At 69.5% G+C, this 26970-nt stretch carries 28 protein-coding genes and 1 pseudogene; 19 read left to right on the top strand and 10 right to left on the bottom strand.

From position 1 onward, the window contains the following. Positions 1-52 precede the first annotated feature (52 nt). From ACFYR3_RS00900 to ACFYR3_RS00890, 3 genes are all read right to left on the bottom strand, one after another. Complete coding sequence (locus ACFYR3_RS00900; RefSeq protein ID WP_389280891.1) at positions 53-868, bottom strand: ABC transporter permease; 816 nt, start codon at positions 866-868, stop codon at positions 53-55. Between the two features lie 180 nt (positions 869-1048). Continuing rightward, complete coding sequence (locus ACFYR3_RS00895; protein WP_355856247.1) at positions 1049-1972, bottom strand: ABC transporter ATP-binding protein; 924 nt, start codon at positions 1970-1972, stop codon at positions 1049-1051. Between the two features lie 56 nt (positions 1973-2028). Continuing rightward, positions 2029-2820: an AAC(3) family N-acetyltransferase gene (locus ACFYR3_RS00890; RefSeq protein ID WP_355856244.1), complete on the bottom strand. Its 792-nt coding sequence runs from the start codon at positions 2818-2820 to the stop codon at positions 2029-2031. A 161-nt stretch (positions 2821-2981) separates the two neighbouring features. Here ACFYR3_RS00890 and ACFYR3_RS00885 point away from each other — a divergent pair, with 161 nt between their 5' ends. Genes ACFYR3_RS00885 through ACFYR3_RS00850 form a run of 8 tightly spaced genes read left to right on the top strand, consistent with a single transcriptional unit; the run spans position 2982 to position 9639 of the window. Further along, on the top strand, positions 2982-3725 hold the full coding sequence (locus ACFYR3_RS00885; protein WP_356781970.1) for a metalloregulator ArsR/SmtB family transcription factor: 744 nt from the start codon (positions 2982-2984) through the stop codon (positions 3723-3725). After that, on the top strand, positions 3722-5143 hold the full coding sequence (gene sufB, locus ACFYR3_RS00880; RefSeq protein ID WP_355856238.1) for a Fe-S cluster assembly protein SufB: 1422 nt from the start codon (positions 3722-3724) through the stop codon (positions 5141-5143). Before ACFYR3_RS00885 ends, sufB begins: the two co-directional genes overlap by 4 nt. 57 nt (positions 5144-5200) lie before the next feature. Further along, positions 5201-6382, top strand: a complete 1182-nt coding sequence (gene sufD, locus ACFYR3_RS00875; protein WP_355856235.1) for a Fe-S cluster assembly protein SufD — start codon at positions 5201-5203, stop codon at positions 6380-6382. Then, positions 6382-6705 (top strand): bifunctional 3-phenylpropionate/cinnamic acid dioxygenase ferredoxin subunit, encoded by a 324-nt coding sequence (locus tag ACFYR3_RS00870; RefSeq protein ID WP_355856232.1) that lies wholly within the window; start codon positions 6382-6384, stop codon positions 6703-6705. Before sufD ends, ACFYR3_RS00870 begins: the two co-directional genes overlap by 1 nt. A 7-nt stretch (positions 6706-6712) precedes the next feature. Beyond that, positions 6713-7486 (top strand): Fe-S cluster assembly ATPase SufC, encoded by a 774-nt coding sequence (gene sufC, locus ACFYR3_RS00865; protein ID WP_389280888.1) that lies wholly within the window; start codon positions 6713-6715, stop codon positions 7484-7486. After that, positions 7483-8739: a cysteine desulfurase gene (locus ACFYR3_RS00860; protein WP_355856226.1), complete on the top strand. Its 1257-nt coding sequence runs from the start codon at positions 7483-7485 to the stop codon at positions 8737-8739. The genes sufC and ACFYR3_RS00860 overlap by 4 nt, the downstream gene beginning before the upstream one ends. A 16-nt stretch (positions 8740-8755) precedes the next feature. Then, positions 8756-9220: a Fe-S cluster assembly sulfur transfer protein SufU gene (sufU, locus tag ACFYR3_RS00855; RefSeq protein WP_151470345.1), complete on the top strand. Its 465-nt coding sequence runs from the start codon at positions 8756-8758 to the stop codon at positions 9218-9220. 35 nt (positions 9221-9255) lie between these two features. After that, entirely contained in the window at positions 9256-9639 is a 384-nt protein-coding gene (locus tag ACFYR3_RS00850; RefSeq protein ID WP_389281214.1) for a metal-sulfur cluster assembly factor, read from the top strand. 80 nt (positions 9640-9719) lie between these two features. Here the strand turns inward: ACFYR3_RS00850 and ACFYR3_RS00845 are convergent, their stop codons facing one another. Continuing rightward, on the bottom strand, positions 9720-10709 hold the full coding sequence (locus ACFYR3_RS00845; protein WP_355856223.1) for an AbfB domain-containing protein: 990 nt from the start codon (positions 10707-10709) through the stop codon (positions 9720-9722). 485 nt (positions 10710-11194) lie between these two features. Here ACFYR3_RS00845 and ACFYR3_RS00840 point away from each other — a divergent pair, with 485 nt between their 5' ends. The 4 genes from ACFYR3_RS00840 to dapD all read left to right on the top strand — a co-directional run bounded on the left by ACFYR3_RS00840 (position 11195) and on the right by dapD (position 14102). Next, complete coding sequence (locus ACFYR3_RS00840; protein WP_355856220.1) at positions 11195-11560, top strand: VOC family protein; 366 nt, start codon at positions 11195-11197, stop codon at positions 11558-11560. Positions 11561-11756: 196 nt separating this feature from the next. Then, on the top strand, positions 11757-12077 hold the full coding sequence (locus ACFYR3_RS00835) for a multidrug efflux SMR transporter (RefSeq protein WP_266757393.1): 321 nt from the start codon (positions 11757-11759) through the stop codon (positions 12075-12077). Positions 12078-12111: 34 nt separating this feature from the next. Then, a complete protein-coding gene (locus ACFYR3_RS00830; protein ID WP_355856216.1) occupies positions 12112-12681 on the top strand; it encodes a TetR family transcriptional regulator in 570 nt (189 codons plus the stop codon). Between the two features lie 431 nt (positions 12682-13112). Beyond that, positions 13113-14102, top strand: coding sequence for a 2,3,4,5-tetrahydropyridine-2,6-dicarboxylate N-succinyltransferase (gene dapD / locus ACFYR3_RS00825; protein ID WP_355856213.1), 990 nt, complete (start codon positions 13113-13115; stop codon positions 14100-14102). Positions 14103-14957: 855 nt separating this feature from the next. On the opposite strand, the gene ACFYR3_RS00820 is transcribed toward dapD, so the two are convergent. Further along, the gene (locus ACFYR3_RS00820) at positions 14958-15770 is read right to left on the bottom strand and encodes an LppX_LprAFG lipoprotein (protein ID WP_355843497.1); all 813 of its coding nucleotides are present in this window, start codon (positions 15768-15770) and stop codon (positions 14958-14960) included. A gap of 314 nt (positions 15771-16084) precedes the next feature. Beyond that, entirely contained in the window at positions 16085-16282 is a 198-nt protein-coding gene (locus tag ACFYR3_RS00815; protein ID WP_355843500.1) for a hypothetical protein, read from the bottom strand. Positions 16283-16434: 152 nt separating this feature from the next. On the opposite strand from ACFYR3_RS00815, the gene ACFYR3_RS00810 reads away from it, so the two are divergent. After that, the gene (locus ACFYR3_RS00810) at positions 16435-16749 is read left to right on the top strand and encodes a hypothetical protein (protein WP_389280883.1); all 315 of its coding nucleotides are present in this window, start codon (positions 16435-16437) and stop codon (positions 16747-16749) included. Positions 16750-17266: 517 nt separating this feature from the next. On the opposite strand, the gene ACFYR3_RS00805 is transcribed toward ACFYR3_RS00810, so the two are convergent. Then, positions 17267-17803, bottom strand: a complete 537-nt coding sequence (locus ACFYR3_RS00805) for an HAD domain-containing protein (RefSeq protein WP_355843506.1) — start codon at positions 17801-17803, stop codon at positions 17267-17269. Between the two features lie 137 nt (positions 17804-17940). Here ACFYR3_RS00805 and ACFYR3_RS00800 point away from each other — a divergent pair, with 137 nt between their 5' ends. Together ACFYR3_RS00800 and ACFYR3_RS00795 are read left to right on the top strand one after the other, a co-directional pair. Beyond that, complete coding sequence (locus tag ACFYR3_RS00800) at positions 17941-18498, top strand: SigE family RNA polymerase sigma factor (RefSeq protein ID WP_389280881.1); 558 nt, start codon at positions 17941-17943, stop codon at positions 18496-18498. Further along, entirely contained in the window at positions 18495-19712 is a 1218-nt protein-coding gene (locus ACFYR3_RS00795) for a WD40 repeat domain-containing protein (RefSeq protein WP_389280878.1), read from the top strand. The genes ACFYR3_RS00800 and ACFYR3_RS00795 overlap by 4 nt, the downstream gene beginning before the upstream one ends. Before the next feature lie 21 nt (positions 19713-19733). Here ACFYR3_RS00795 and dapA read toward each other — a convergent pair whose 3' ends face one another. Beyond that, the gene (dapA, locus tag ACFYR3_RS00790; protein ID WP_355843515.1) at positions 19734-20648 is read right to left on the bottom strand and encodes a 4-hydroxy-tetrahydrodipicolinate synthase; all 915 of its coding nucleotides are present in this window, start codon (positions 20646-20648) and stop codon (positions 19734-19736) included. 175 nt (positions 20649-20823) lie between these two features. On the opposite strand from dapA, the gene ACFYR3_RS00785 reads away from it, so the two are divergent. Both ACFYR3_RS00785 and ACFYR3_RS00780 read left to right on the top strand, forming a co-directional pair. Then, complete coding sequence (locus ACFYR3_RS00785; protein ID WP_389280875.1) at positions 20824-20958, top strand: hypothetical protein; 135 nt, start codon at positions 20824-20826, stop codon at positions 20956-20958. Beyond that, positions 20955-21617, top strand: a complete 663-nt coding sequence (locus ACFYR3_RS00780) for a hypothetical protein (protein WP_355843521.1) — start codon at positions 20955-20957, stop codon at positions 21615-21617. Before ACFYR3_RS00785 ends, ACFYR3_RS00780 begins: the two co-directional genes overlap by 4 nt. 308 nt (positions 21618-21925) lie before the next feature. On the opposite strand, the gene ACFYR3_RS00775 is transcribed toward ACFYR3_RS00780, so the two are convergent. Further along, on the bottom strand, positions 21926-23074 hold the full coding sequence (locus tag ACFYR3_RS00775; protein WP_389280873.1) for a YihY/virulence factor BrkB family protein: 1149 nt from the start codon (positions 23072-23074) through the stop codon (positions 21926-21928). Positions 23075-23265: 191 nt separating this feature from the next. Here ACFYR3_RS00775 and ACFYR3_RS00770 point away from each other — a divergent pair. Next, a pseudogene (locus ACFYR3_RS00770) lies at positions 23266-23844 on the top strand (ArsR/SmtB family transcription factor); the annotation flags it as partial. Between the two features lie 280 nt (positions 23845-24124). Then, positions 24125-24856 (top strand): SRPBCC domain-containing protein, encoded by a 732-nt coding sequence (locus ACFYR3_RS00765; protein WP_355843530.1) that lies wholly within the window; start codon positions 24125-24127, stop codon positions 24854-24856. Between the two features lie 133 nt (positions 24857-24989). On the opposite strand, the gene ACFYR3_RS00760 is transcribed toward ACFYR3_RS00765, so the two are convergent. After that, positions 24990-26816: an endonuclease/exonuclease/phosphatase family protein gene (locus ACFYR3_RS00760; RefSeq protein ID WP_389280871.1), complete on the bottom strand. Its 1827-nt coding sequence runs from the start codon at positions 26814-26816 to the stop codon at positions 24990-24992. Positions 26817-26970: the final 154 nt, after the last annotated feature.

Below are 26970 nucleotides of genomic sequence, written 5' to 3'. Positions count from 1 at the left end.
GGGCCGCTTGTGCACGCTTTCACGAGGGTCGCCCCGGAACGGGTGCTCCCGGTCATTCCCAGCGGAAGAACCGGCCGGCCGCGCCGAGTCCCACGACCGCCCAGACGGCCAGGATCCCCAGGTCGGCCCAGGGCATCCCGGCACCGTGCTGGAGCACGTCCCGCAGTCCGTCGGAGAGCGCCGAGATGGGCAGCAGACCGAGCGCGTCCTGGGCGCCGGCGGGGAACTTGTCCATCGGCACGATCACCCCGCCGCCGACCAGGAACAGCAGGAAGACGAGGTTGGCGGCGGCCAGTGTCGCCTCGGCCTTGAGCGTGCCCGCCATGAGCAGGCCGAGCCCGGAGAAGGCAGCCGTGCCGAGGATCAGCAGGAGCAGGACGGCGAGCGGGTTGCCGTGCGGCGACCAGCCCAGCGCGAAGGCGATCACGGTGAGCAGGATCACCTGAAGGATCTCCGTGACCAGGACCGATGCCGTCTTGGCCGTCATCAGGCCCCAGCGGGGGAGCGGCGAGGCGGCCAGTCGCTTCAGGACGCCGTACCGGCGCTCGAAGCCCGTGGCGATGGCCTGGCCGGTGAACGCCGTCGACATCACGGCGAGTGCCAGGATGCCCGGCGCCAGGAAGTCGACCGCCTTGCCCGCACCGGTGTCGATGATGTCGACCGAGCTGAACAGGACGAGCAGCAGCGTCGGGATCACGACGGTCAGGAGGAGCTGCTCGCCGTTGCGGAGCAGCATCCGCGTCTCCAGCGCGGCCTGTGCGCCGATCATGCGCGGCAGCGGGGCGGCGCCCGGCCTCGGGGTGTACGTACCGGCGGTGGTCACGAACGCAGCTCCTTGCCGGTCGGTTCCAAGCTGTGCCTGGCTCATGAGCGCAGCTCCTTGCCGGTCAGCTCCAGGCTGTGTTTGCCCGGGGGACGACCCCCGGACCCCCGGCCGGGCTCCGGTCGTGCTTGGTTCATGAGCGCAGCTCCTTGCCGGTCAGCTCCAGGCTGTGTTTGCCCGGGGGGCAACCCCCGGACCCCCGGCCGGGCTCCGGTCGTGCTTGGTTCATGAGCGCAGCTCCTTGCCGGTCAGCTCAAGAAAAACGTCTTCCAGGGTGTGGCGTTCGACCGAGATCTTCTCCGGCATCACGCCGTGCTGGGCGCACCAGGACGTCACGGTCGCCAGCAGCTGCGGGTCGACCTTGCCGCCGACCCGGTAGGCGCCCGGTGTCAGCTCGGCCGCCGTGGAGTCCGCGGGGAGGGCCTTCAGCAGTGAGCCCACGTCGAGCCCGGGGCGGCCGGTGAAGCGCAGGGTGTTCTCGGCGCCGCCGCGGCACAGCTCCTCGGGGGAGCCCTGGGCGACGACCCGGCCCGCGTCGATGATCGCGACGTCGTCGGCGAGCTGTTCGGCCTCGTCCATGTAGTGCGTGGTGAGGATCACGGAGACACCGTCGGACCGCAGGTCGCGGACCAGTTCCCAGGTGGCGCGGCGGGCCTGCGGGTCGAGCCCGGCTGTCGGCTCGTCGAGGAAGACCAGCTCGGGGCGGCCTACGACCGCCATGGCGAGCGCGAGGCGCTGCTGCTGGCCGCCCGACAGCCGCCGGTACGTCGTCCGGCCGCAGCCCTCCAGGCCGAGCCGCTCGATGAGCGTGTCGACGTCCAGGGGGTGGGCGTGCAGTTTCGCGACATGCCGGAGCATCTCGTCCGCGCGGGCGCCCGAGTAGACGCCGCCGGACTGGAGCATCACGCCGATACGGGAGTGCAGCTCCCCGGACTGTCGCGCCGGGTCGAGGCCCAGCACGCGCACGGTGCCGGAGTCCGGCTTCCGGTATCCCTCGCAGGTCTCGACCGTGGTCGTCTTGCCCGCGCCGTTGGGTCCGAGGACGGCGGTGATGCCCGCCGTGGCCACCAGGTCGAGGCCGTCCACCGCGGTCTTCGTGCCGTACCGCTTCACCAGGGCCTGGACCTGGACCACGGGCTCGCTTCGCATGAGGCGCAAGTCTAGGGACGTCCGCGCGGTCCGGAACCGCCGGGGGCCGCATCCACCTACAGGTCCCGTGGCCGGTGCAGCGGCAGCCACCGCTCCGCGTACGCCACGGCGTCGGCCACCGGGAAGAGCCGCGCCCCGGCCGCGCCGACGGTGCCCCGTACGACGGGACGATCCCGTTCGAAGTCGGAGCCCAGCTCCTCGAACAGTTCGGAGGTGATCGACACCTCCCGCACCTTCTCCCAGCCCGTCGGGGACGGCCGTCCGACTTCCACGACGGGCGAGGGGATGCGGTATTCGGCCAGGTGGAAGCTGGTGCAGGTGTCGTAGCCCGCGCCGAGCAGCAGGACGCGGGCACCGCGGGCCTCCAGGCGGGCCAGCGGGCTTCGCTCACCGAGCCGGCAGTCGGGCGCGTGCCCGTCGACGACCGCCGCTGCGCCCGGGCCCAGCGCCGCGAACGAGGTCTCCGGGTGCGCGCTGCGCAGGGCGCCGGGCCAGTTGCGGACGGTCTCGGGTATCACGCCGACCCCGCGGGAGGGCGTAATACGGGGGTCGTAGGCGGGCATGGTCGCCCGAATGGTCGGCCACCACTCCTCGGGAACCGGCGGACGGCCCCACAGCGCCGGGTCGGAGAGGTCGCCGGACTGCGTCGGGACCACCAGGGTGCCGTCCGGACCGAGGGCGTCGAGCAGTCCTTTTACGACGGTCACGGGGCCGCCGTTGACCCACCCGAGGGCACTCAGCGAGGAGTGCACAAGAAGCGTTTCTCCCGGTCGTACGCCCAGGGTGCGCAGGTCCCCGGCGAGGGTGTCCCGGGTGACGAGTGGGCCGGTCGGAGGGGGTGTCGGCATGGTCCGGCAGTCTCCCCGAGAGACGGTCCCTGCGCCAGCGAATTGATCGATCAAAGATCGTTTGCCCAGGTCACGTTAGGCATACCTAAGTGATGCAGCGCACCGCCCGCCCCGAGGGGGGCGGCTTGTCAGGCCCTGAGGAATTACGCAACAATGGTGTTGTGAAAAACGTTGGCGAGGCTCGGGAGACCCCCGCGGGGGCCCCGCAGGAGGAACTCGCGACCGGTGAGCGCTCGACGCGCAACCGGGTCGTGCGGTCCGTCCTGGACCACGGCCCGTCGACCGTCGCCGACCTGGCGGGCCGACTGGGTCTGACCCACGCCGCCGTACGCCGCCATCTCGACGCGCTGGTCGCCGACGACATCGTGGAAGCACGTGAGCAGCGGGTCTACGGAGCGCGTACGCGCGGACGTCCCGCCAAGGTGTTCGCCCTGACCGACTGCGGCCGGGACGCCTTCGACCAGTCCTACGACAAGCTCGCCGAGGACGCCCTGCGCTGGATCGCCGAGCGCGAGGGCGGGGACGAGGCGATCCTCTCCTTCGCCCGCGCCCGGATCGCCGCGCAGGCCGGGGCGTATCGCGAGGCCATAGAGGCCGCGACCCCCGAGGAGCGCACGGAAGCGCTGGCCAAGGCTCTGAGTGCCGACGGGTACGCTGCCACGGCGCGCAGCGCACCGGTCGGCGAGCAGCTCTGCCAGCACCACTGCCCGGTCGCGCATGTCGCCGAGCGGTTCCCGCAGCTGTGCGAGGCGGAGACGGAGTTCTTCTCCCAGCTGCTCGGCACGCATGTTCAGCGGCTGGCCACCATCGCCCACGGCGACGGGGTGTGCACGACGTTCATCCCCAAGATTTCGCAAACCACTCATAACGCATCTGCAAGCACGGCCGGGAGGAACCCCGCATGACGCTCCCCACGGAGACTGCCCACCCCGAACTCGAAGGCCTGGGCAAGTACGAATACGGCTGGGCCGACTCCGACACGGCCGGCGCCTCTGCCAAGCGCGGCATCAACGAGGACGTCGTCCGCGACATCTCCGGGAAGAAGAGCGAGCCGGAGTGGATGACCAAGCTCCGTCTCAAGGGGCTGCGCCTCTTCGAGAAGAAGCCCATGCCCAACTGGGGTTCCGACCTGTCGGGCATCGACTTCGACAACATCAAGTACTTCGTGCGCTCCACGGAGAAGCAGGCGGAGTCCTGGGAGGACCTGCCCGAGGACATCAAGAACACGTACGACAAGCTCGGCATCCCCGAGGCGGAGAAGCAGCGCCTCGTCGCCGGTGTCGCGGCCCAGTACGAGTCCGAGGTCGTCTACCACCAGATCAACGAAGAGCTCGAGGCGCAGGGTGTCATCTTCATGGACACCGACACGGCGCTCAAGGAGCACCCTGAGCTCTTCAAGGAGTACTTCGGCACCGTCATCCCGGTGGGCGACAACAAGTTCGCGTCGCTGAACTCCGCGGTGTGGTCCGGCGGCTCGTTCATCTACGTGCCGAAGGGTGTGCACGTCGAGATTCCGCTCCAGGCCTACTTCCGTATCAACACGGAGAACATGGGCCAGTTCGAGCGGACCCTGATCATCGTCGACGAGGGTGCCTACGTGCACTACGTCGAGGGTTGTACGGCGCCGATCTACTCCTCGGACTCCCTGCACTCCGCGGTGGTCGAGATCATCGTGAAGAAGGGCGGCCGCTGCCGCTACACGACCATCCAGAACTGGTCGAACAACGTCTACAACCTGGTCACCAAGCGCGCCGTGGCGTACGAGGGCGCGACCATGGAGTGGATCGACGGCAACATCGGCTCCAAGGTCACGATGAAGTACCCGGCCGTCTACCTGATGGGCGAGCACGCCAAGGGCGAGACCCTGTCCATCGCCTTCGCGGGCGAGGGGCAGCACCAGGACGCCGGCTCCAAGATGGTCCACATGGCGCCGAACACCTCCTCGAACATCGTGTCGAAGTCCGTGGCGCGCGGTGGCGGCCGTACGTCCTACCGCGGTCTCGTCGAGATCGGCGAGGGCGCCCACGGCTCCAAGTCGAACGTCCTGTGCGACGCGCTGCTCGTCGACACCATCTCCCGCTCGGACACGTACCCGTACGTGGACGTCCGCGAGGACGACGTGTCCATGGGCCACGAGGCGACCGTCTCCAAGGTCTCCGACGACCAGCTCTTCTACCTGATGAGCCGCGGTCTGACGGAGTTCGAGGCGATGGCGATGATCGTGCGCGGCTTCGTCGAGCCGATCGCCAAGGAACTGCCCATGGAGTACGCCCTCGAGCTCAACCGGCTGATCGAGCTCCAGATGGAAGGCGCGGTCGGCTGAGCGCCGCCGCCGTATCCATCAAGCCACTCACGTAAGAAAGCGAGCAGACCCACAGCCATGGCTGAGGCTCAGAATATCCCTGTGGGCTCGACCACCGCGGGCCAGATCGCGGTGGCCGCCGAGTCGACCGTCGCCACGCGCATGAGCGCGCCCCCCTCCTTCGACGTGGCGGACTTCCCGGTCCCCCACGGCCGCGAGGAGGAATGGCGGTTCACCCCGCTGGAGCGCCTGCGCGGGCTGCACGACGGCACCGCCGTCGCGACCGGCGAAGGCGTACGGATCGACGTGACGGCCCCCGAGGGCGTCACCGTCGAGACGGTCGCCCGTGACGACGCGCGGATCGGAAAGGCCGGCATCCCGGTGGACCGGGTCGCCGCCCAGGCGTACTCGGCCTTCGAGAAGGCCGGTGTCGTCACCGTCCCCAAGGAGACGGTGCTCACCGAGCCCATCCGGATCGCCGTGCACGGCGAGGGCGGGGTCGCCTACGGCCACCAGGTCATCGAACTGGGAGCCTTCGCCGAGGCCGTCGTCGTCATCGACCACACCGGTGACGCGGTGCTCGCCGCCAACGTCGACTACATCCTGGGCGACGGCGCCAAGCTGACCGTCGTCTCCGTCCAGGACTGGGACGACAAGGCGGTCCACGTCGGCCAGCACAACGCGCTGATCGGCCGCGACGCCACCTTCAAGTCGTTCGTGGTCACCTTCGGCGGCGACCTCGTACGCCTCCACCCGCGTATCGCCTACGCGGGCACCGGCGGCGAGGCCGAGCTCTTCGGCCTGTACTTCACGGACGCCGGCCAGCACCAGGAGCACCGCCTCCTGGTCGACCACAACACCCCGCACTGCAAGTCCAACGTCGCCTACAAGGGCGCGCTCCAGGGCGAGGGCGCGCACGCGGTCTGGATCGGCGACGTCCTCATCGAGGCCAAGGCCGAGGGCACGGACACCTACGAGATGAACCGCAACCTGGTTCTGACCGACGGTGCCCGCGTCGACTCCGTGCCGAACCTGGAGATCGAGACCGGGGAGATCGTCGGCGCCGGCCACGCCTCCGCGACCGGCCGTTTCGACGACGAGCAGCTCTTCTACCTGATGGCCCGCGGCATCCCGGCCGGTGAGGCCCGCCGTCTGGTGGTCCGCGGCTTCTTCGCCGAGCTGGTGCAGCAGATCGGTGTCGACGACATCGAAGAGCGCCTTCTCGTGAAGATCGACGAGGAGCTGGAGGCGTCGCTCTGATGCCCGGCACCTTCGTGCGCGTCTGTGGGCTGAGCGAGCTGGAGGAGAACACCCCGAAGCGGGTGGAACTCGACGGCACGCCGGTCTCGGTCGTGAAGACCGAGGGGGAGGTGTTCGCGATCAACGACATCTGCTCGCACGCGAACGTCTCGCTCTCCGAGGGCGAGGTGGAGGACTGTCAGATCGAATGCTGGCTGCACGGCTCCTCGTTCGACCTCCGCACCGGCAAGCCGTCCGGCCTTCCCGCGACGCGCCCCGTCCCCGTTTACCCCGTACAGATCGAAGGGGACGACGTGCTCGTCTCCCTCAACCAGGAGTCCTGAGGAACCCATGGCAACGCTTGAAATCCACGACCTGCACGTCACCGTCGAGGCCGACAACGCCACGAAGGAGATCCTCAAGGGCGTCGACCTGACCGTGAAGCAGGGCGAGACGCACGCCATCATGGGCCCCAACGGCTCGGGCAAGTCGACCCTCGCCTACTCGCTCGCGGGCCACCCGAAGTACACGATCACCAGCGGCACCGTCACCCTCGACGGCGAGAACGTCCTGAAGATGTCCGTCGACGAGCGCGCCCGCGCGGGCCTGTTCCTGGCGATGCAGTACCCGGTGGAGATCCCCGGCGTCTCGGTCTCCAACTTCCTGCGCACCTCCGCCACCGCCGTCCGCGGCGAGGCCCCCAAGCTGCGTACGTGGGTGAAGGAGGTCAAGGAGACCATGGAGCGCCTCTCCATGGACCCGGCCTTCGCCGAGCGCAACGTCAACGAGGGCTTCTCCGGCGGTGAGAAGAAGCGCCACGAGATCCTTCAGCTGGAGCTGCTCAAGCCGAAGATCGCGATCCTCGACGAGACCGACTCCGGCCTGGACGTCGACGCCCTGCGCATCGTCTCCGAGGGTGTCAACCGCGTCCGCGAGACCGGTGAGGTGGGCACCCTGCTCATCACCCACTACACGCGCATCCTGCGCTACATCAAGCCCGACTTCGTGCACGTCTTCTCCGGCGGCCGCATCGTCGAGTCCGGCGGCGCCGAGCTCGCCGACAAGCTGGAGAACGAGGGCTACGAGTCGTACGCACTCGACGTGAAGGGTGGCGTATCCGCGTGACACAGCTGCCGGGCCTCCTCGACACCGAGGCGATCCGCAAGGACTTCCCCATCCTGGACCGCCAGGTCCACGACGGTAAGAAGCTGGTGTACCTGGACAACGCGGCGACTTCGCAGAAGCCGCGCCAGGTCCTGGACGCCCTGAACGAGTACTACGAGCGCTACAACGCCAACGTCCACCGCGGTGTGCATGTGCTCGCCGAGGAGGCCACGGCGCTGTACGAGGGCGCGCGCGACAAGGTCGCCGAGTTCATCAACGCGCCGAGCCGCGACGAGGTGATCTTCACCAAGAACGCCTCCGAGTCGCTCAACCTCGTGGCCAACATGCTGGGCTGGGCCGACGAGCCCTACCGCGTCGACCACGAGACCGAGATCGTCATCACGGAGATGGAGCACCACTCCAACATCGTTCCGTGGCAGCTGCTTTCGCAGCGCACCGGCGCGAAGCTGAAGTGGTTCGGCCTCACCGACGACGGCCGTCTCGACCTGTCGAACATCGACGAGATCATCACGGAGAAGACGAAGATCGTCTCCTTCGTGCTGGTGTCGAACATCCTTGGCACCGTGAACCCGGTCGAGGCGATAGTGCGCCGCGCCCAGGAGGTCGGCGCCCTGGTCCTGATCGACGCGTCGCAGGCCGCGCCGCACATGCCGCTCGACGTCCAGGCCCTCCAGGCCGACTTCGTGGCCTTCACCGGTCACAAGATGTGCGGCCCGACCGGCATCGGCATCCTCTGGGGCCGCCAGGAACTCCTGGAGGACCTTCCGCCGTTCCTCGGCGGCGGCGAGATGATCGAGACCGTGTCGATGCACTCGTCGACGTACGCGCCCGCGCCGCACAAGTTCGAGGCGGGCACCCCGCCGATCGCGCAGGCGGTCGGTCTGGGAGCGGCCATCGACTATCTCTCGGCGATCGGCATGGACAAGATCCTCGCCCACGAGCACGCGCTCACCGAGTACGCGGTGAAGCGGCTCGCGGAGGTCCCCGACCTCCGGATCATCGGCCCCACCACGGCCGAGGACCGCGGCGCCGCGATCTCGTTCACGCTGGGCGACATCCACCCGCACGACGTGGGCCAGGTTCTCGACGAGCAGGGCATCGCGGTCCGGGTCGGTCACCACTGCGCCCGTCCGGTCTGCCTGCGGTACGGAATTCCTGCGACCACGCGGGCGTCGTTCTATCTGTACTCCACGCCGTCCGAGATCGACGCTCTGATCGACGGCCTGGAGCATGTACGGAACTTCTTCGGCTGAGGGGCTGGCTGGGAACGTGAAGCTGGATTCGATGTACCAGGAAGTCATCCTGGACCACTACAAGCACCCGCACGGGCGCGGTCTCCGGGACGGCGACGCCGAGGTGCACCACGTCAATCCCACGTGCGGTGACGAGATCACCCTGCGCGTGAAGTACGACGGCGAGCGGATCGAGGACATCTCGTACGAGGGCCAGGGCTGCTCGATCAGCCAGGCCTCCGCCTCCGTACTGAACGACTTGCTGGTCGGCAAGGACGTGTCCGACGCGCAGAAGATCCAGGAGACCTTCCTGGAACTGATGCAGTCCAAGGGCCGGATCGAGCCCGACGACGCGATGGAGGAGGTACTGGAGGACGCGGTCGCGTTCGCCGGTGTCTCCAAGTACCCGGCCCGGGTCAAGTGCGCCCTCCTCAGCTGGATGGCGTGGAAGGACGCGACGGCCCAGGCTCTGGGCGAGAGCGCCGAGAGGAAGACGGCATGAGCGAGAACACTGTGACATCGGACGAGACCGCTGTGATGTCGGCGTCGGAGGAGTCCGTCGTGGCATCGGCCGAGACCGCTGTGGCGTCGGGCGACACCCTGACGACGAAGCCGGCCTCGGAGGAAGAGGTCCGCGAGGCGCTCTACGACGTCGTCGACCCCGAGTTGGGTATCGACGTCGTCAACCTCGGCCTCATCTACGGCATTCACATCGACGACGCGAACATCGCGACGATCGACATGACCCTGACGTCCGCGGCCTGTCCGCTCACCGATGTCATCGAGGACCAGGCCAAGTCCGCCACGGACGGCCTCGTCAACGAGCTGCGCATCAACTGGGTCTGGATGCCGCCGTGGGGCCCGGACAAGATCACGGACGACGGCCGCGAGCAGCTTCGGGCGCTCGGCTTCAACGTCTGAGTCTTCGGGACTTCAGCACCTCGCATGGGGCGGCACCTTCGGGTGCCGCCCCATCGCGTTTTTCGGGGGACGCCCGGGTCTCAGGCCCAGCCTCGCACCAGGCGGAACGCCGAGTCCGCCCGGTAGAGCCTGCCACGCTCGGACCGCCCCAGGCGCAGCTGGAAGTTGCGGTGGCGCAGGAAGCGGCCCGGGTAGTTGACGGCCTCCAGCATGACCGCGCCGGAGTAGGAGGACGCGCGGGGGCAGAAGGTGGCGTCCTTCCGGAAGAGGGCGGAGCCGTCGTCGCGGTCGGCGCGCAGCAGGAAGTCGCGGTGGCGCAGGTAGGAGCCGTCGGCGGTGACGAAGGAGTAGCAGGAGGACTTCGCCAGTCCGGGGACCACCTTGAAGCTGGCGGCCCGCCGGGTCGCCGCCGAGCTGCCCGAACTCACCGGGTCGAGCCGGACCTGTCCGTCACTCAGATGCCAGAAGCGGTCGGGGTAGTTGACCGCCTGGACCGACTTCCACGAAGAGGCCGGCCTGGGCGAGGAAGCGGTGCCGGAGGCGGCAGGCTTCGACGTTCCGGGGACGGTCCCGCTGCCGGAACCCCCGTCCGACGGTCCGGGCGACGCGGTACTCCGCGAGGCGGAATCAGGTGAGGCGGAGTCAGGTGAGGCCGAGCGTGAAGTCCCGGGCGAGGCCAGTGCGTTCTTGCCCGCCGGGGCCGTGGTCGCTCCGGCGGGTGCGACGGGGGCGCCGAGGAGGAAGGGGTTCGCCGTGTCGGCCGTGGTCCTGTTGGCCGCACCGTTCTGTGATGGATCGTCAGAACGGTTCGCCTGTACGGAGATCACGGCCACGACGGCGATGCTCGCGGCCACCGCGAGCCCGCCGGCCAGCCAGAGCCGCCGCGTTCCGGGCAGCCTGCCCTCGTCATTCGCCCCGACCGCCTCCCAGGGCGCCGGGTGCACGGGAACGAGGTCGGTCGACACCGGGTAGGGCGCGCCGTGCGGGGTGGGGCGCCAGGGAACGATCTCCCTGGAGGGGGCGGGCCCGTCGGGACCGTCGGGCCCGGATCCGGGCGTCACTTCTGGCATACGCGTTCCTAAGCAGGGGAGGGCGAGCGCGCGAAAGGGCGAAGCGAGGGATGGAGGGTGCGGCACACGGAGCGGGCGGTCATGGAGACCCGGTGTGCGGCTGGTGAAACAGTAGTGGAACAGGTGACTTCTGAGCAGTCGTTTCCCGCAGCGATACGGGGAATTGCCTGCAGCGTTTTCCGGGCAATCACCGACAGAGCTGCGGGAGTTGGGCGGTGTCGGGTGCGGGGTGGTGGCGACGGTGAGGGGCGGGGGCGGTGCGGGGTGCCGGACTCGGTGTCCGGGGTTCGTACGGCATCCTCGGTGCGGGCGCGCTCGGCCCATTCCTTTCGTGGCGGTTCGTGGCGGCCGGGGAGCTGTCCGGGGGGAGCGGTTCCGGAGCCGTCCGGGAGTGCTTGGGTGAAGCGCCTTCCAGGGGAGGGCTCGCCGGGAGGTGTGCCCGGCGGCGGTGGCGGACCTCCTCGCGCCGGGGGAGACTGCCGTTCATGGCTGTCTCCTTCTACCACCTCGTCATCGACGCCCACGACCTGCCCGTGCTGGCCCGCTTCTGGTGTCAAGTCCTCGACTGGCGTGTGCTGTTCGAGGCCGAGGACGAGATCGTCATCGGCTCCGACGTGCACGCGCTGCCCGGACTCTGCTTCGTGCCGGTCGCCGAGCGCAAGACCGTCAAGAACCGGCTGCACATCGATCTCACGCCGGACGACCAGGCCGCCGAGGTCGAGCGGATCCTCGCCCTCGGGGCGCGCCGGGCCGACGTGGGACAGGGCGCGGACGTCAGCTGGGTCGTCCTCGCCGATCCGGAGGGCAACGAGTTCTGCGTGCTGCGGCCGAAGAAGTCGCTGGTGGACTGAGCCCGGCGTCCCCGGAGTGCCGGGCTCCTCCGGCCCACCGGGCGTCCCCGGAACGGCGGCCGCGCGTATCAGCACGTCCGCCAGGCCTTCCCTGCGGATGCGCTGGTCGATGTGCGGCAGGTTCGTCACCAGCGGCATGAACGCCATTATGTACACCTGTACGTATCCCATGCCCTCCATGTGTACAGTCGTACGCATGGGATACGTACTGCTCGCCGGAGCCATCGCGGCGGAGGTCGGCGCGACCACCGCGATGAAGTACACGGAGGGCTTCAGCAGGCTGTGGCCGTCCCTGCTGACTGTCCTCGGATACGTCGTCGCCTTCGCGCTGCTCGCGCAGACCCTGAAGACCGTCTCGGTCGGTACGGCCTACGCGATCTGGGCCGGCGTCGGCACCGCCGCCATCGCTGCGATAGGCATGCTGTTCCTCGGCGAGGGACTCACGGCCGCGAAGGCCGCCGGGATCGCGCTGATCATCGGTGGGGTCGTGCTGCTGAACCTGGGCGGGGCGCACTGATGGCCGCGCCCGGCGCGGCGGACGGCGGCCCGTGATGGCGCGCCGGTACGACCCCGAGCGGCGGCAGCGGATCATCGACGCGGCGATCCGTGTCGTCGGCGCCAAGGGCATCGCCGGGCTCAGTCATCGCTCCGTCGCCGCCGAGGCCGATGTGCCGCTCGGCTCCACGACGTACCACTTCAAGACCCTCGACGAGCTCATGGTCGCCGCCCTGCGCCAGGCGAACGAGGGCTTCGCCAAGGTGCTCGCCGCGCGCGGCACCCTGGAGGACACCCGTGCCGACCTGGCCGCCGAACTCGCCGGCCTGATCGGCGAATGGCTGGCAGGCGACCGCACGGGCGTGGAGCTGGAGTACGAGCTCTATCTGGCCGCCCTCCGCAGGCCCGCCCTGCGCCCGGTCGCCGCCGAGTGGATCGACAGCCTCGTCGAACCGCTGGCCCGCCGCACGGATCCGGTCACCGCGCGGGCGCTGGTCGCCCTGCTGGACGGGATCTGTCTCCAGGTGCTGCTGACGGGGACGTCGTACGACGAGGGGTACGCGCGCGAGGTATTGGCGAGGGTCCTCCCGCGCGGCGGGGCGGCCGGAGATGGTCCGGTGCGGTGACCGGAGAAGACCCGGGGCGGTCACCCGGTCGGTCCGGAGGGTGAGCGGGGTCGGTCCGGGGCGGTGACCGGATTCGGCTGGGACGGTGACCGGAGTTGGTTCTGGGCGGTGTCTGGAGAGCCTGGGGATGGCGACTGGAGTTAGTTCTGGGTGGTGTCCGGAGAGGCCGGGGATGGTGTCCGGAGTTGGTTCTGGGCGGTGTCTGGAGAGCCTGGGGATGGTGTCCGGAGTTGGTTCTGGGCGGTGTCCGGAGAGGCTGGGGATGGTGGCCGGGTATGGCCTGGGGCGGTGACCGGAGAAGGCCCGGGGCGGTCACCCGGTCGGCCGGGACGGTGACCGGAGTCGGTCCGGGGCGGTGATCGGTGCCCGGTGGCCGAGACGCCCCGCGCACCGGTTCGCTCGGGCGGCCCCCGCCAAGTTAGGTTTCACCCATGACCGACACGACTGCTTCTCGTACCACCGGCGCCGTCGCCGCCGGGCTCGCCACCCTTACCTCCGACGGCACCGTTCTCGACACCTGGTTCCCCGCGCCCGAACTGTCCGCCGAGCCCGGCCCGGCCGGCACCGAGCGGCTGTCCGCCGAGCGGGCCGTCGAACTGCTCGGCGAGGGAGCCGCGCAGGCCATCGGCCCGGACGCCCGCCGGGGCGTCGAGGTGGTCGCGGTCCGTACGGTCATCGCGTCGCTGGACGACAAGCCGCTCGACGCGCACGACGCGTACCTGCGCCTGCACCTCCTCTCGCACCGCCTGGTCAAGCCGCACGGCCAGAACCTGGACGGCGTGTTCGGCCTGCTCACCAACGTCGCCTGGACCTCGCTCGGCCCGGTCGCCGTCGACGACATCGAGAAGGTCCGGCTGAACGCGCGCGCCGCCGGCCTGCACCTCCAGGTGACCTCCATCGACAAGTTCCCGCGCATGACGGACTATGTCGCGCCCAAGGGCGTCCGCATCGCCGACGCCGACCGGGTCCGCCTCGGCGCGCACCTCGCCGAGGGCACGACCGTCATGCACGAGGGCTTCGTGAACTTCAACGCGGGCACGCTCGGCACCTCCATGGTCGAGGGCCGCATCTCCGCCGGTGTCGTCGTCGGCAACGGTTCGGACATCGGCGGCGGCGCGTCCACCATGGGCACCCTCTCGGGTGGCGGCAACGTCCGCATCACCATCGGCGAGCGCTGCCTCGTCGGCGCGGAGGCCGGCGTCGGCATCGCCCTCGGCGACGAGTGCGTGGTCGAGGCAGGGCTGTACGTCACCGCCGGCACGCGCGTGACGATGCCCGACGGCGACATCGTCAAGGCCCGCGAGCTGTCCGGGGCTTCGAACATCCTCTTCCGCCGCAACTCGGTCACCGGAACCGTCGAGGCCCGCCCGAACAACGCGGTGTGGGGCGGCCTGAACGAGGTTCTGCACAGCCACAACTGATCATCGGCGGCCGCGAGTTGCGGCCGCCCTGCTCGATCATCGCTCTGAACCGCTGCTGATCTGTCGGCAGTTGTCGACGCTGGTCATCGTCGAGCGCCCTTCCGCGGCCCCAGGACGGCCCGGGAGGGCGCTCGTGCGTTGGCTGACATCCGCCATCTGTGTTCGATCGCAGCGCGGTGCAGCGTGCCGGAACGGGGCCTGTCGCCTGCATCTCGCTCAACTTTCATGTCTTGGCGGAGCGACTGTGTCTGCGACTCCATGTGCTTGAGTGCCAAGTCGGCACGACGGGAGCTCGTGAAGCTTCGACACCACCCCCCTCCAAACAGCCGCCCGAGAGGCCCCGGACCGCGCGGATCACTTCTTGCGACGCCTGCTCGCGCGCTTCTTCAACTCGGCCTGACCACGCTTCGTCCAGTCACCCTGATGGAGGTAGCAACGTGCGGTGCCCTTCAACGTCTTGTTCTGACAGCGACCTCCGGCCGCCGTCGGCCAACCGCACTTTCCCTGCTTCCACTCACCCACGGTGTGTCCCCCTCCCGTTGGATCGCTTCGTGTACGGGCGTCCAGCGCGTGGCACGTAGCCAACACAGAGCAGGGCGCGCAGTCAGCGGGGTCAGGCGATGCAGGCGCACGCGGGTCAGTACGTCGGAGCGCTCTTCTGGGTGCACGCTTTCCAACTGTGTTGGTGGGGCTGCGGGTTGGGTGCGGGAGCGTTCACCTGGGTTCATGGCCGATCGGTTTGTCTACGCCGGGAGGGTTGTGGGTCTCGCCTGAACGGTCGTGAACGGGGCTGAATGAGACGGAAGCTGAGACGGGCCAGCGTCTCAGGGGGGCTTTCCTCGACCCAGGCGCCGCTCAGCCTTCCTGTGCGTCGGTGGGCGCGAGTGGGGTGGTGTCCTTGGTCGGAGGCGCTTCGATGGTCACGGGCTGATTGATGTCGAGGAAGCTGATGGTCAGGTCGAGCGGCCCGTCTCCGGTGCCGACCAGGTCGTCATTGTGCTCGGCCCGCATACGGAACTGTTTGGTGCGGTGGTCGCCGTCTATCCATATGTCCATGGTGAGCGGGTCGGAGACTTCCAGTTGTATGAACTGATCGAGGCGCCCTCCGGTCAAGCCCTTTCTGTTAACCGTCCCTTTGTAGTGCGTGGTCTTTGCGCCGTCGACTGTCTCGGTCCCGATCAGCCGCAGGTCCTTGGACCCGGTCAGAAGCGTGGACTGCGCGGTTGGGCTCACCTGCAGCTGACTGGGCAGTACGCCGTAGGACTGGTTGTCCACTCCGCCGCGTCCCCACACGGCCGGCGCAGCGCTGAGCCAGCTCTTGCCGTTCAGCTTCTCGGGACGTATCGCACTCCCGCCGACGTACATCACCTTGTCGACGAACCGGATCTCCAATGGGGCGTTCCCGCCCCGGACGGCCGCAGCGGTCATCTTCATACTCATGGCCGGCGGTTGCGTGTTCATGGAGGCCTCGGCCTCCAGACGGCCTTTCCCCGGTACGGTCCCGCTGATCCGATAGCGGAGCGACGTGATGTCTTCGGCGTTTTTCCCCGCGTTCGCCACAGCCGCCGCGGGAGTCACCTTGGGTGGTGCTGCGACCGCGGAACCGCTCTTGGCGACCCCTCCGCAGGCAACCGATCCCCCCGCGAGCAGTACGGCCACGAACGCCATGCTCGTCACTCTGCGCGGTACGGAGACAAGAACGGACATACCCACGAACCCCCAAGGTAGATGGAAGATCTCTGCCAAGGGCCGCGAGCCTAACCCGGGGTCTGTCCTGGGGTCTGCTGGGGTCCTATGAGGTGTGTGCGGCATACCCGTCAGACGTGCTCGCACCACGTTCGGCGGTCGTACGCGTGGTCGGACTCACAGCTTGGGAAGCTGTGGGCATTTGTGGGCTGCTCGTGCGTTGACCTGCGCGAACAGCCGGAGAGCAGACCCGTCACGCGCGGCTGCTTTCGCCGTGATTCCCCGCAGTTCCCCGCTCAATCTGACGCGGTCATAGTGCGGTCCGCCTCGGACTCGGTGTCGCTGACCACCCGCGATTTCCTGTTTCGGCGGTGCTGATGCCAGCGCTCCGAAAGCTCCCCGGTGGCAATGGCAGCGGCCGCCATCCCGGCGCACGTCGGCCAGCTCTTGGAGTCACTGATGATCACGCTGATGAGACGGAACGCCACAGTCATCAGGGCCCACCAAACAACCCACGAGGCTGCTGCGCCGACCCAACTGCTTCTACCGTTCACGGGCCAAAGGCAGCTTGCCTCGGTACAGCTGTGCGCCCGCATCTGGACCGGGAAGATCTGGTGGAGCAGCCTTTAAGCGCACGGAGGTTGGGATGTTCCTGGATCAGCTGGCCACACTACTGGCGGTCGCTGTTGGTGCCGCTGGCTCGTACGCCTCCACCACACTGACCGAGCGGACCCGGTGGCGCCGAACGCAGACAGAGCGTTGGCATGAGAAGAAGTTCGAGGTGTACGCGCGATACGGCAATGCGCTTAAGGAGCAGATATGGATCATCCAGCGCATCGGCGCGGCGCTGGGGTACGCGCACGTTGTTGATCCACTGGAGCTTGCCGCAGGACTGCCGCTTCTCGCCGAGGCGGAGGCGCGTCGAGCCACACCTGTGGGAGTCCGTGCTGCTCGTTGGTGACGCCGAAACTGTCAGAGCTGCGCGGTCATGGCACGAGGCAGTTTGGACACTGCAGCTACATGTGCGAGAGCAGAGACATGACGAGGAAGGCTGGACCCGCGATTCGCGGCGGGTGAGCCAGAAGCGCGATGCGTTCTACGCCTCTGCCCGGCGCGAACTGGGAATCGCTGGGCCCCCGCTTCCGTCCGGGAACTGGCCTCGTGACTGGCAGCAGGGCGAAGCCACGGACTGAGCAGGCTCAGGCTTGGCCTGGAATGTGCCAAAGAGGCGCGTGGTCTTGCTCCGGACGGCTGACGAGCAGTAGGGCTCTGAGGTCCTGGCTGCTGCCTGCCGTTGAGGCCGAAGCGGAGCAAGACCCTGTGCGGCGCGACTTCCTGGAGTCGTTCCCCTTCGAAATTGGCATGGTCGAGGACCAAGGGAACTGAGAGCGAGGATGGCTGGTGGGCAGTTAAGCCAGTGCTGATCATCGGCGGCCCTGCCGAGGTTCGTCCCCTCCCGCTGTCGTGGGACGGCACTCCTATGTGCCGAGGCTCGTGGCGAATTCCGTCAGGGCCTCGAAGTCGGCGTCGCGCAGGCCGAGTCGGGGGCTGACGTGCCGAAGGAGTGCGGGTGCGGGATGGCGCGCGGCGACGAACGCGGCGTCGGCCGGGCTCTGTTCGTCGTCCACCCAGGCGAAGGGGCGGCCCTCGGCGTGGGCCACGATGCGCTCCGTCTTCCAGTGGACGCCGTCGGGGCGCTCGGCGAACAGGGCGCCGGTGAAGTCGACGTAGGGGAGTTCGGGCAAGCCGATCACGGGGGCGATCCAGCGGTTCGCGGCGTCCATCCACGTGGTGGCCCAGCACAGGTCGTAGCCGAGGGCGAGGAGGGCCCGGCCGTGGTCGGGGTGGAGCCACACGCGCAGGGGCCGGCCGGGCTGCAGGGCCACCCGGATCGTCGTGTACCCCTCGGGCCGACGCTCCTTCTGGGCGGCGTACGGATTGAGCGGGCCGTCGACGTCGAGGAACAGCAGCGGCAAGGAGGAGTCCGCCGGCCTTGCCCGGTTCGCGTTGCGCACCTGATCACCGTACGGCAGGGGCCTCCGCGAGAACCGCGATGTTTTTTCTGCGGTGCAGGCATAGCGCCGGGCGGTCACACGCGTCACAGCAGGTACAGGGGCGGGACACGAGGCCCGTCGAAAAAGAGAAGGTGACGATGGATGCCGAAGGGCTCGAAAGCTTCGGACAGTTCGTGGCCGGCAGGTCCGCCGCCCTGCTGAGGACCGCCGTGCTGCTCAGCGGCGGCGACCGGCACGCGGGGGAGGACCTGTTGCAGGGTGCCCTGGCCAAGGCCGCCGGACGATGGCACAAGATCGACGAACCCGAGGCGTACGTACGGCAGGTGCTCTACCGTCAGCAGGTCAGCCGCTGGCGGCTGAAGTGGCGGCGACGCGAGGTCAGCGTCGCTCATCCGCCCGAGACCGGCCCACCGGGCACCGACACGGCGGCCGCCACCGAGCTGCGCCTGGTGATGCGCGAGGCACTGTCCCGGCTCACCGCACGCCAGCGCACCGTTCTGGTGCTGCGCTACTTCGAGGACCTGCCGGAGGCCGACGTGGCCCGGCTGCTGGGCTGCTCCGTGGGCACCGTGCGGTCCACCGCCCACCGCTCCCTGGCCCGGCTGCGCGCCCTCGCGCCCGAACTCGCCGCGATCGCCCCCGCCGGTGAACGGTCGTCGTCCCGTGACTACTCGCCCGTGGAGGTACGGCCGTGAACATCGAGGAACTGGTGAGCGAGGCGCTGCGCGAGCAGGCCGCCGAACAGCCGCCACCCGGCCCCGGCCTCGCCGACCGGGTCCTGACCGTGCGCAGGCGCCGTCGGACCCGGCGCATCGCGTCCGTCGCGGTCGCCGTCGCCGTGGCGGTCGCCGCAGCGGTCGGGGTGCCGCGGCTGGAGTCCGGTGGACACGACGTACGGCCCCTGGGAAGGGTGGACCCCAAGCCGAAGGCGCCGAAGGCCCCGACGGCCGCGCACCCGGCGCAGTCGCCGGGGCGCTCGCTGGTCGCGGCCGGGCGTATGGCGATGGCCGCGTACTACACCCAGAAGACCGACTGGCGGACCGCCCACAAGGGCCTCAGGGTGCGCACCTACTGGCTGCTCGACCCGAAGTCCGGCCACTACAAGAAGGACACCCGGTGGTCGTGGGTCGCGGTGGCCCCCGGCCTGCGGACCGCCGCTGTCTTGGAGCAGCACCTGCCTGTGCGCCGGATCGGACTGCTCGACCTCGCGAGCGGCAAGGTCGAGCAGTGGATCCCGGTAGACCACCCGGTGGGCGGGCTGCAGTTCTCGCGCAACGGCACGAAACTCGTCGCGACGACGTACGACGAGAATCCCGACATCATGACCAGAACGGGCGACGAGGGCATCCCTGTGCCGGTGATGTCCTCCCGCACCGGCTTCTACGTCTTCGACGTGGCGTCGGAGAAGGGCTCCTGGGCCGCGGTGGGGGTGCAACGGGACGACCAGGGCAACGAGATCAACCTTCGCCAGGACTTCGAGTTCTGCCGCGACGGGAGGACGGTCACGGGCAGGCAGTCGGGCGCGCCCACCGTTCGCTTCTACGACGCGTCCGGCCGAGAGGTGAGCGTGCCCGACGAGGAGCGGTACCGCACCGTCACGGCCGGCCTGTCGCCCGACGGCACCCGGCTCGCCGGGGAGTTCGCGGGCGAGAAGTGGCACACCTCCTCGTGGATCCTCGACCCGCGTACCGGCAAGCACCTGGCCGAGGTCCACGGCCAGATGCTGCTCGCCTGGGCCGACGACAAATCCCTGATCGCCTGGGACATCGCCGAGGGTGACAAGAACGAGTTCCACAATCGGCTGGTGCTGGTCACCATCGGCAGCGACAAGGAGGTGCCGCTCAGCGGCTATCTCCGGGGCACCGACGGCTCGGTGGGGCGCTGGGAGCCCGTCTTCGCCGAGCGCTGAGCCTCGCTCGTCCGCTGCTCGTTAGACCGCAGCGAACTCGTCGGTGACCTCGGCGAGCACCGCCCGCAGCCCGTCGGCCGTCTCCCGGCCGGCGGGCCGCAGCGGTGCCCGGACCGGGCCCGCCGGCAGCCCGAGCGAGGCCAGCAGCGCCTTCGCGGTGACCGTGCCGGGCAGTCCCGCCCCCGTCGTCGCCTCGATCAGCGGCACGGCCCGCCGCATCAGCCGGGCCGCCCCCGCCGTGTCGCCGCCGTCGAACGCGTCGAGCACGGCCCGCATCAGACCCGGCGCGACGTTCGCCACCGTGCTGACGTACCCGGCGCCGCCCACCGCGTACAGGGCGAGCACCTGCTCGTCGCAGCCCGCGTAGTACGCCAACTCCGTTCGGGCCAGCACCCTTTGTGTGCCGAGCAGGTCGTACGCGCAGTCCTTCACGGCCACGATCCCGGGGTGCGCGGCGAGCCGGATCATCGTGTCGGGTTCGATGCGGGTGCCGGTGCGGCCGGGGATGTCGTAGAGCATGAGCGGCAGTTCGGACGCGTCCGCGACCTCGGTGAAGTGTGCCTCCAGCGCGTCCTGCGGCGGCCTCGAGTAGTACGGGGTGACGACGAGTACGCCGTCCGCGCCCGCCTCCCCGGCCGCCAGAGCGAGATCGACCGTGTGCCGGGTGTCGGACGAGCCGACGCCCGTGACCAGGTGGGCCCGGTCGCCGACCGCCTCGCGGACCGCGCGGACCAGCGCGGACTTCTCCGCGTCCGAGGTGGTCGGCGATTCGCCCGTGGTGCCGTTCAGCACCAGGCCGTCGCAGCCCTCGCGCACCAGGCGGTCGGCGAGGCACCGGGCGCCGTCGAGGTCGAGCGCGCCCGCCTCGGTGAACGGTGTGATCATCGCGCAGAGCGCCCGGCCGAAAGGTGCCGGAGACCGGTCGGAGTTCGTCATACGAGCAGTCTCGGCGCGATGACCGTACAGCTCCACTTAAATCTTCTACGGCATATCGATAAGCACTGCTGAGATGTGCTGCCGGGCCCTCGGCCCGAGGGCCCTGTGTACCTTTCCGCCCTTCATGGGTCACCATGGACCGGAAGTCCACCGACCGCAGGTCATGGGAGGCGTCATGAAGCTCGGCAAGGCACTCGCCACCGGAGTCGCGGAGGAACAGGCCCACGCACTCGAGGACGCGTTCGAACTCCCCGAGATCATCGAGGAGTCGGAGGCGTCCGCGCCCGAAGAGGTTCCGGCCGGACGATGAGGCTGCGGCTCCCCGAGGAACGCCCGACGGAGCCGCCGACCGGATACAAGATCGCCCACCCGGTGCTGTCCCAGGACGGCACCAGGGCCGGGTTCACCGGCGTATCGCTGGGCGGCGCGCTGCCGTACGGAGTGCTGGACGAGGCGCGCTGTGTCTACGGGTGGCGGCACCGTGCGCCGCACCGCCGCTGTGACTGCGGTTTCCATTGCGTGCACGAGTCCGCCGTCGCCGAGGCGATGCTGTGCACCGCCGAACACCGGGCGGCCGTTCTCCTCGAAGTCTCCGTCCTCGGCGCCTACATCCGCTTCGAGCGGGGTTTCCGTTACGCCCGTCAGCGGGTGCGCTGCGCCACCGTCGGTCCCTGCGGCTGCGGCGCCGTGGCCGCGGCGCTGGCCGACGCCGGCTGGGGGCGTCCGGGCTGGCGCGCCCTGACGGCCGCCTGCGCGGGATGCGTACGCGGTCGTACGTCGCTCTCGCTCGCCTCCTTCGCGCGGCTGGCCGGGGAGGGCCTGCGGGTCCGGGCCACCGGCGGTCCCATGGTGGCCGCTGCCGGTCTCGGGGTGTCCGAGCTGGTCGCGGAGGCGGCGCTGCTCCAAGCCCGACTCGACTGGTTCCAGGGCCAGTTGGCCCGGCTGCACGACCCGGGATCGCAGGGATAGTGCGGGCCGGTCCGGGTACCCGGGCCCCCGGCGAGCGAGCGAAGGCGGAGTCCTCGCCGCGAGCCCGCTCCCAAGGCGGTACAGCGGTCACCGAGGGCGCCGTTGAGGCCCGTCGGAGGAGCCGGAGGGGAGCGATGCGGCGGCGAACCGGACACCGGTTCGCCGCCGCATCGTGTGCAGCCCTCCTCGCTTTGATGCCCAGCCCTGGCACCGCAGTTACGGCGCCGCAGTCCTGGCACCGCAGTTCTGATGTCGTGGTCCTGGCACCGCAGGCCTGAATCCACGTCCCTGACGCCGCAGTCCTGGCGTCACACACGCTCGGCGCTGTCTCGCTCGGCTCCCCTGCGCGTCGGTGCAATTCCCGTCTCCACCTTCTCCCGGGCCGCGCGCATCGCCCGCAGTCGCGGCGGCCACTTGCGGGTGTCGCGCGGTTCGACGTAGGGCTCCTCGGTCGGGAGCCGGCCGTGGGCGATGGCGCGCTGGCGGGCGAGCTCCGCGTCGAACTCCAGGCCCAGGAGGATGGCCAGGTTGGTGAGCCAGAGCCACACGAGGAAGATGATGGCGCCCGCGAGCGTGCCGTAGGTCTTGTTGTACGAGCCGTAGCCGGCGGCGTAGACGGCGAATCCCGCGGACGCGGTCAGCCAGATCAGGGTGGCGACGACGCTGCCCGGACTGAACCAACGGAAGCCGCGGCCGGAGACGTTGGGAGCGGCCCAGTACAGCAGCGCGATCATCAGCTCGACGAGCACCAGCAGGACGGGCCACTTGGCGATCGACCACGCAGTGATCGCCGCGTCGCCGAGCCCGATCGCGGTGCCCGCTCGTTCGGCCAGCGGCCCGGTGAACACCACGATGATCGCGCTCCCGGTGAGAAGCAGCATCAGCATGACGGTGAGCGCCAGCCTCAGCGGTGTGACCTTCCAGGCCGGACGGCCCTCCGGCAGGTCGTACACCGCGTTGGACGCGCGGATGAACGCGCCGACGTATCCGGACGCGGACCACAGCGCCGCGAGCAGTCCGACGATCGCCAGCACCCCGCCCGTACCGCCGCTGTCGCCCAGTTGCGTCACCGCGTCACGCAGGATCTCGCGTGCCGGGCCCGGCGCCAAGTCCCCTACGTTGTCGAGGAGTTTGTCCGTGACCCGCCGCCCCATGACGCCCAGCAGGGACACCGCCACCAGCAGCGCGGGGAACAACGACATTACGCCGTAGTAGGTCAACGCGGCCGCGCGGTCGGCGAGTTCGTCGTCCCGGAACTCCTTCGCCGTGCGCCACACGACGGCCGCCCGCGCTCGCACGGGCAGTCTGACGGGGCCGTCCTTCTCGGCGGGCCCCGCCGTCGCCGTGCCCGCGCCCGTCTCGGGTCCGGTGACGGTGCCCGCATCCGGACCGGCGTCCGTGTCCGCGTCCGTGTCCGGAAGAGCTCGCTGCTTCGATTCCGGTCGTTTCTCGTCCATGACCGCCGTGTTGCCCGAATCACGCCGCTGAAGCCCGCCGGTGCATCCCGGTCGCACGGAACACCGGCCTTCCCGGGACACGGGCCTTCCCGGAAGACCGGCTCCCCGGAAGACCGGCCCCCAAGAAAGTACGACTCGCCGACGATTTGAACCGTCTGGACAAAAAAAGTTTTCGGTGGGACGGTGGAGTCATGTTGGACGTGACCGTGATCGAGGACGCCGAGGCCGCCGCCGTGTCGCTGGACCCCATAAGGGCCCGGTTGCTGGCCGAGCTGGCCGCGGGACCCGCGTCGGCCGCCATGCTGGCCGGCAAGGTCGGCCTGCCCCGGCAGAAGGTGAACTACCACCTCAAGACGTTGGAGCGGCACGGCCTGGTCGAGCTGGCGGGCGAGCGCCGCAAGGGCAATGTCACCGAGCGGCTGATGCGCGCGACCGCGGCGTCGTACGTCATCTCGCCGCTCGCGCTGGCCGCCGTACAGCCCGATCCGGACCGCTTCCGGGACCAGCTGTCCGCCCGCTGGCTGCTCGCGCTCGGTGCCCGGCTCGTCCGGGACGTCGGCTCGCTCGTCACCGGCGCCACGAAGGCCCGTAAGCGACTGGCGACGTACGCGCTCGACGGCGAGGTGACCTTCGCGTCGGCCGCCGACCGGGCCGCGTTCATCGAGGAGCTGACGGCCGGGGTCAGCGCGCTCGTCCGCAAGTACCACGACGTCGACGCTGAGGACGGGCGCCCGCACCGGATCGTCGTCGCCGTCCACCCCACGGTCAAACCCGAGACCGTATCCGGATCCGAAGCCGTGGCGGACGTCGAGGCCGCGCCCGGATCCGAGGCCGTGGCAGAAACAGAAGCCATGGCCGGATCCGAAGCCGTGGCAGGACCGGAGACCACAACGGGGTCCGAGACCACAACGGGGCCCGAAACCACAACGGGACCCGAGACCGTATCCGGACCCGAAACCACTGCCGGACCCGAAACCACAGTCGGACCCCAAGCCGTAGAACCCCCCGCGGGCCGCGAAGCCGCCCACTGATCATTCAGGAGTCGTCATCATGTCCAAGGAATTCGAGATCGCCCGCGAGTACGAGGTCGACGTGCCGCCCGGGCAGGTGTGGGACGCGATCACCAGCGGCAGCGGCGGCTGGCTGTGGCCCATGGAGTACGAGCCCCGCGAGGGCGGGGCCGGCCCCTTCGGCAGCACCATCACCGCCTGGAACCCGCCGCACCGGCTGACCGTGCGCAGCGAGGACACCGGGATGCCGACGCAGAGCCTCAACCAGATCGACCACACCATCGAGGCCCGCGACGACGGCCGGCGCTCCTGGGTGCGGTACGTGCACAGCGGCATCTTCACCGACGACTGGGACAACCAGTACGACGGCGCCGACAAGCACACCGACTTCTATCTGCACACCCTGCGTGAGTACATGACCCACTTCGGGGGTCGCCCGGTCGCCTTCGCGACGTTCCAGGGACCCGGCGAGTCCGCGGCCGCCGACGCCTTCGCCGCCGTCGGGCGGGCGCTCGGCCTCGCGGACGACACCGCGGAGGGTGCGCGGGTCCGGGCCGAGGGGCCCGGCGGCGAGGCCTTCGACGCCGTGGTCGACTACCGCAACCCGTACTTCCTCGGGCTGCGCACCGACAACGCGCTCATCCGCTTCTTCGGGCGCGGCCGCTGGGGCGCGCCGGTCGGCATGAGCGTCCACGACTTCGCGCCCGACGCCGACGCCAAGGTCAATGAGACCGCCTGGAAGGGCTGGCTCGACGGGGTCTTCACCGGCTGACCCGCGCGCAGGGCCACGAGCCCGGTGCCACGGGTCCCCGCGAGCGGAGAGAGCCCGGCCCGGTGGGAGGCCCGCGCAGGCGAAGAGCCCGGCCCCCCGGACGAAGGGGCCGGGCTCTCGCGTACCTGGGCGACTACGGACGGAACCGCAGCACCTGCGGGTCGTGGTCGCTGATCTGGTCGGAGAACTCCGAGTTGATGTGCACGCTGTCGTAGTCGAAGTCGCAGCCCCTGCGAATCGACGGGCTGACCAGGATCTGGTCCAGAACCTGCTCGTTGCCCTGGTAGTCGTACGTGTAACGCTCGCTCTTCGGCAGCGACTTGATCGCCGACCAGAGCTCGCCGTCGCCCTCAAGGATCTTGGCGGTGTCGGAGAACTCGAAGTCGTTGATGTCGCCGAGCGCGATGACGTCGGCGTTCTTCTGCGTCTTCAGGATCTCGTTGACGAAGCCGTTCACCGCGGTCGCCTGGTTGTGCCGCTGGACCTCCGAGCTGCGCGTCGGCGGCTGGTACTGCGCGGTCAGCCCCTGGTCGCCGCCCTTGGAGTTGAGGTGGTTGGCGATCACGAAGACCGTGTGGCCGCGGAAGACGAACTCGCCCGCGAGTGGCTTACGGCTGCTGTTCCAGGCCGTGTTGGCCGGGTCGACGCGGCCGGGGGACGCGGTGAGCTGCGCCTTGCCGTGCACCTTCGTGACGCCGACGGCGGTCGTCGAGTCGCCGCCCGCGCGGTCGGTGAAGGAGACCCGCTCGGGGTTGAAGAGGAAGACCTGACGGATGTTGCCGCCGGGCTCGCCGCCGTCCTGGTCGTTGACCGGGTCGATGGAGCGCCAGTCGTACTTCGGGCCGCCCGCCGCCACGATCGCGTCGATCAGCTTGTTCACCGTCTGGTCGGCGGCGACCGTGCCGTCGTCCTTCGCGCCGTTGTTGTCCTGGATCTCCTCCAGGGACACGATGTCGGGCGACTGGAGGTTGTTCACGATCGCGGACGCGTGGGCGTCGAACGTGGCGTCGCCCGGGTCCAGGTTCTCGACGTTGTACGTCGCCACCGCCAGCTCGCCGCGCGACTGCTTCCGCGTCGTCTCGCGCTCCAGGCCGCCCTTCTTCAGGGTGCCCAGCTGGTTGGCGACGAGTGTGTAGCCGCCGAACTGGTTGTAGTCGAGCGGACCCGCGGTGGTGCCGGTGAGCTTGTCGCCGACGTTCGCGGTCGGGAAGTCGGCGGTCGCGCCGAGGGACTGGATCTGTATCCGTCCCGTGTTCTGCGAGGTGTACGAGCCGTATATCGTGCCGCCGCGGCGGTTGGCGTGCTCGTGCGGCTTCACCGTGACCCACAGCTCGGTGTACGGGTCGGTGGCGGTGACCACGCGGGTGTCGGCGACCTGGACGTTCATGCCCTCGAGGGACTCGTAGTAGTCCAGGGCGTACCGCGTCGGCTCCAGGGTGAGCGCGTTGACCGAACCGCTCGCGGCGGTGTCGCCCGCGGGGGCGTAGACGTCCGGCACGGACTTCGCGTCGACGACCGTAGCGGCCGGGACGGCGTTGCCGCCGGCGACGACCGTGACCGTCGGCTTGCCGATCTCCGTCACCGACTGGTTGCCGGTGGAGACGCCGCCCGGGACGTACTCCGAGACCGTGCCCGTCACCGTGACCGAGTCGCCGACGGTGACCTTGGGGGCGGAGCTGGTGAAGACGAAGACGCCCTCACTGGTGGCGGGGTCGGCATCCGGGGTGGGGTCCTGGAACCAGAAGCCCTTGGACGAACCATAGGTCCGCAGGCCGGTGACGATGCCGGCCACGTCCGTGACCTTCGTGCCCGCGAGGGGTGAGGTCCGGGTGGTGCCCTGGATGTCATGGATGTGGACGGTGTCCGCCTGGGCCGGTGTGGTGAGCACCACGGCGGAGACGGTGGAACAGACCGCGGCGACGGTCAGCGCGCCGATGCGCGCGGTTCTCTTGCTCGGCAAGGGAATCCCTCCGGGGACGTTCATGAGCGCCGGGACGAGGGTGGACTGGTGGGGGGAGCGCGACCTGCGTGCGGGCCAGTGACGCGCGTAGAAGAGCGTGGACCACAGGCCGTTGAACTTCTACGCGCGTCAATCTCGTGTGTAGCGAGGGGAG

Source organism: Streptomyces sp. NPDC005784 (assembly GCF_042871525.1).
GTDB lineage: Bacteria > Actinomycetota > Actinomycetes > Streptomycetales > Streptomycetaceae > Streptomyces.
This window is presented reverse-complemented; position numbering and strand designations above follow the sequence as displayed.

What these genes read in the sequence shown, in the direction of transcription:
- ACFYR3_RS00800 (WP_389280881.1), top strand. Translation starts at nt 17,941, where the DNA reads ATGGATGCCGAAGGGCTCGAAAGCTTCGGACAGTTCGTGGCCGGCAGG.
- ACFYR3_RS00870 (WP_355856232.1), top strand. Translation starts at nt 6,382, where the DNA reads ATGCCCGGCACCTTCGTGCGCGTCTGTGGGCTGAGCGAGCTGGAGGAG.
- ACFYR3_RS00895 (WP_355856247.1), bottom strand. Translation starts at nt 1,972, where the DNA reads ATGCGAAGCGAGCCCGTGGTCCAGGTCCAGGCCCTGGTGAAGCGGTAC.
- ACFYR3_RS00820 (WP_355843497.1), bottom strand. Translation starts at nt 15,770, where the DNA reads ATGGCGTTCGTGGCCGTACTGCTCGCGGGGGGATCGGTTGCCTGCGGA.
- ACFYR3_RS00850 (WP_389281214.1), top strand. Translation starts at nt 9,256, where the DNA reads ATGTCGGCGTCGGAGGAGTCCGTCGTGGCATCGGCCGAGACCGCTGTG.
- ACFYR3_RS00900 (WP_389280891.1), bottom strand. Translation starts at nt 868, where the DNA reads ATGAGCCAGGCACAGCTTGGAACCGACCGGCAAGGAGCTGCGTTCGTG.
- ACFYR3_RS00835 (WP_266757393.1), top strand. Translation starts at nt 11,757, where the DNA reads ATGGGATACGTACTGCTCGCCGGAGCCATCGCGGCGGAGGTCGGCGCG.
- ACFYR3_RS00890 (WP_355856244.1), bottom strand. Translation starts at nt 2,820, where the DNA reads ATGCCGACACCCCCTCCGACCGGCCCACTCGTCACCCGGGACACCCTC.
- ACFYR3_RS00810 (WP_389280883.1), top strand. Translation starts at nt 16,435, where the DNA reads ATGTTCCTGGATCAGCTGGCCACACTACTGGCGGTCGCTGTTGGTGCC.
- ACFYR3_RS00840 (WP_355856220.1), top strand. Translation starts at nt 11,195, where the DNA reads ATGGCTGTCTCCTTCTACCACCTCGTCATCGACGCCCACGACCTGCCC.
- ACFYR3_RS00815 (WP_355843500.1), bottom strand. Translation starts at nt 16,282, where the DNA reads ATGACTGTGGCGTTCCGTCTCATCAGCGTGATCATCAGTGACTCCAAG.
- sufD (WP_355856235.1), top strand. Translation starts at nt 5,201, where the DNA reads ATGGCTGAGGCTCAGAATATCCCTGTGGGCTCGACCACCGCGGGCCAG.
- ACFYR3_RS00785 (WP_389280875.1), top strand. Translation starts at nt 20,824, where the DNA reads ATGAAGCTCGGCAAGGCACTCGCCACCGGAGTCGCGGAGGAACAGGCC.
- dapA (WP_355843515.1), bottom strand. Translation starts at nt 20,648, where the DNA reads ATGACGAACTCCGACCGGTCTCCGGCACCTTTCGGCCGGGCGCTCTGC.
- dapD (WP_355856213.1), top strand. Translation starts at nt 13,113, where the DNA reads ATGACCGACACGACTGCTTCTCGTACCACCGGCGCCGTCGCCGCCGGG.
- sufC (WP_389280888.1), top strand. Translation starts at nt 6,713, where the DNA reads ATGGCAACGCTTGAAATCCACGACCTGCACGTCACCGTCGAGGCCGAC.
- ACFYR3_RS00775 (WP_389280873.1), bottom strand. Translation starts at nt 23,074, where the DNA reads ATGGACGAGAAACGACCGGAATCGAAGCAGCGAGCTCTTCCGGACACG.
- ACFYR3_RS00845 (WP_355856223.1), bottom strand. Translation starts at nt 10,709, where the DNA reads ATGCCAGAAGTGACGCCCGGATCCGGGCCCGACGGTCCCGACGGGCCC.
- ACFYR3_RS00765 (WP_355843530.1), top strand. Translation starts at nt 24,125, where the DNA reads ATGTCCAAGGAATTCGAGATCGCCCGCGAGTACGAGGTCGACGTGCCG.
- ACFYR3_RS00830 (WP_355856216.1), top strand. Translation starts at nt 12,112, where the DNA reads ATGGCGCGCCGGTACGACCCCGAGCGGCGGCAGCGGATCATCGACGCG.
- ACFYR3_RS00780 (WP_355843521.1), top strand. Translation starts at nt 20,955, where the DNA reads ATGAGGCTGCGGCTCCCCGAGGAACGCCCGACGGAGCCGCCGACCGGA.
- sufB (WP_355856238.1), top strand. Translation starts at nt 3,722, where the DNA reads ATGACGCTCCCCACGGAGACTGCCCACCCCGAACTCGAAGGCCTGGGC.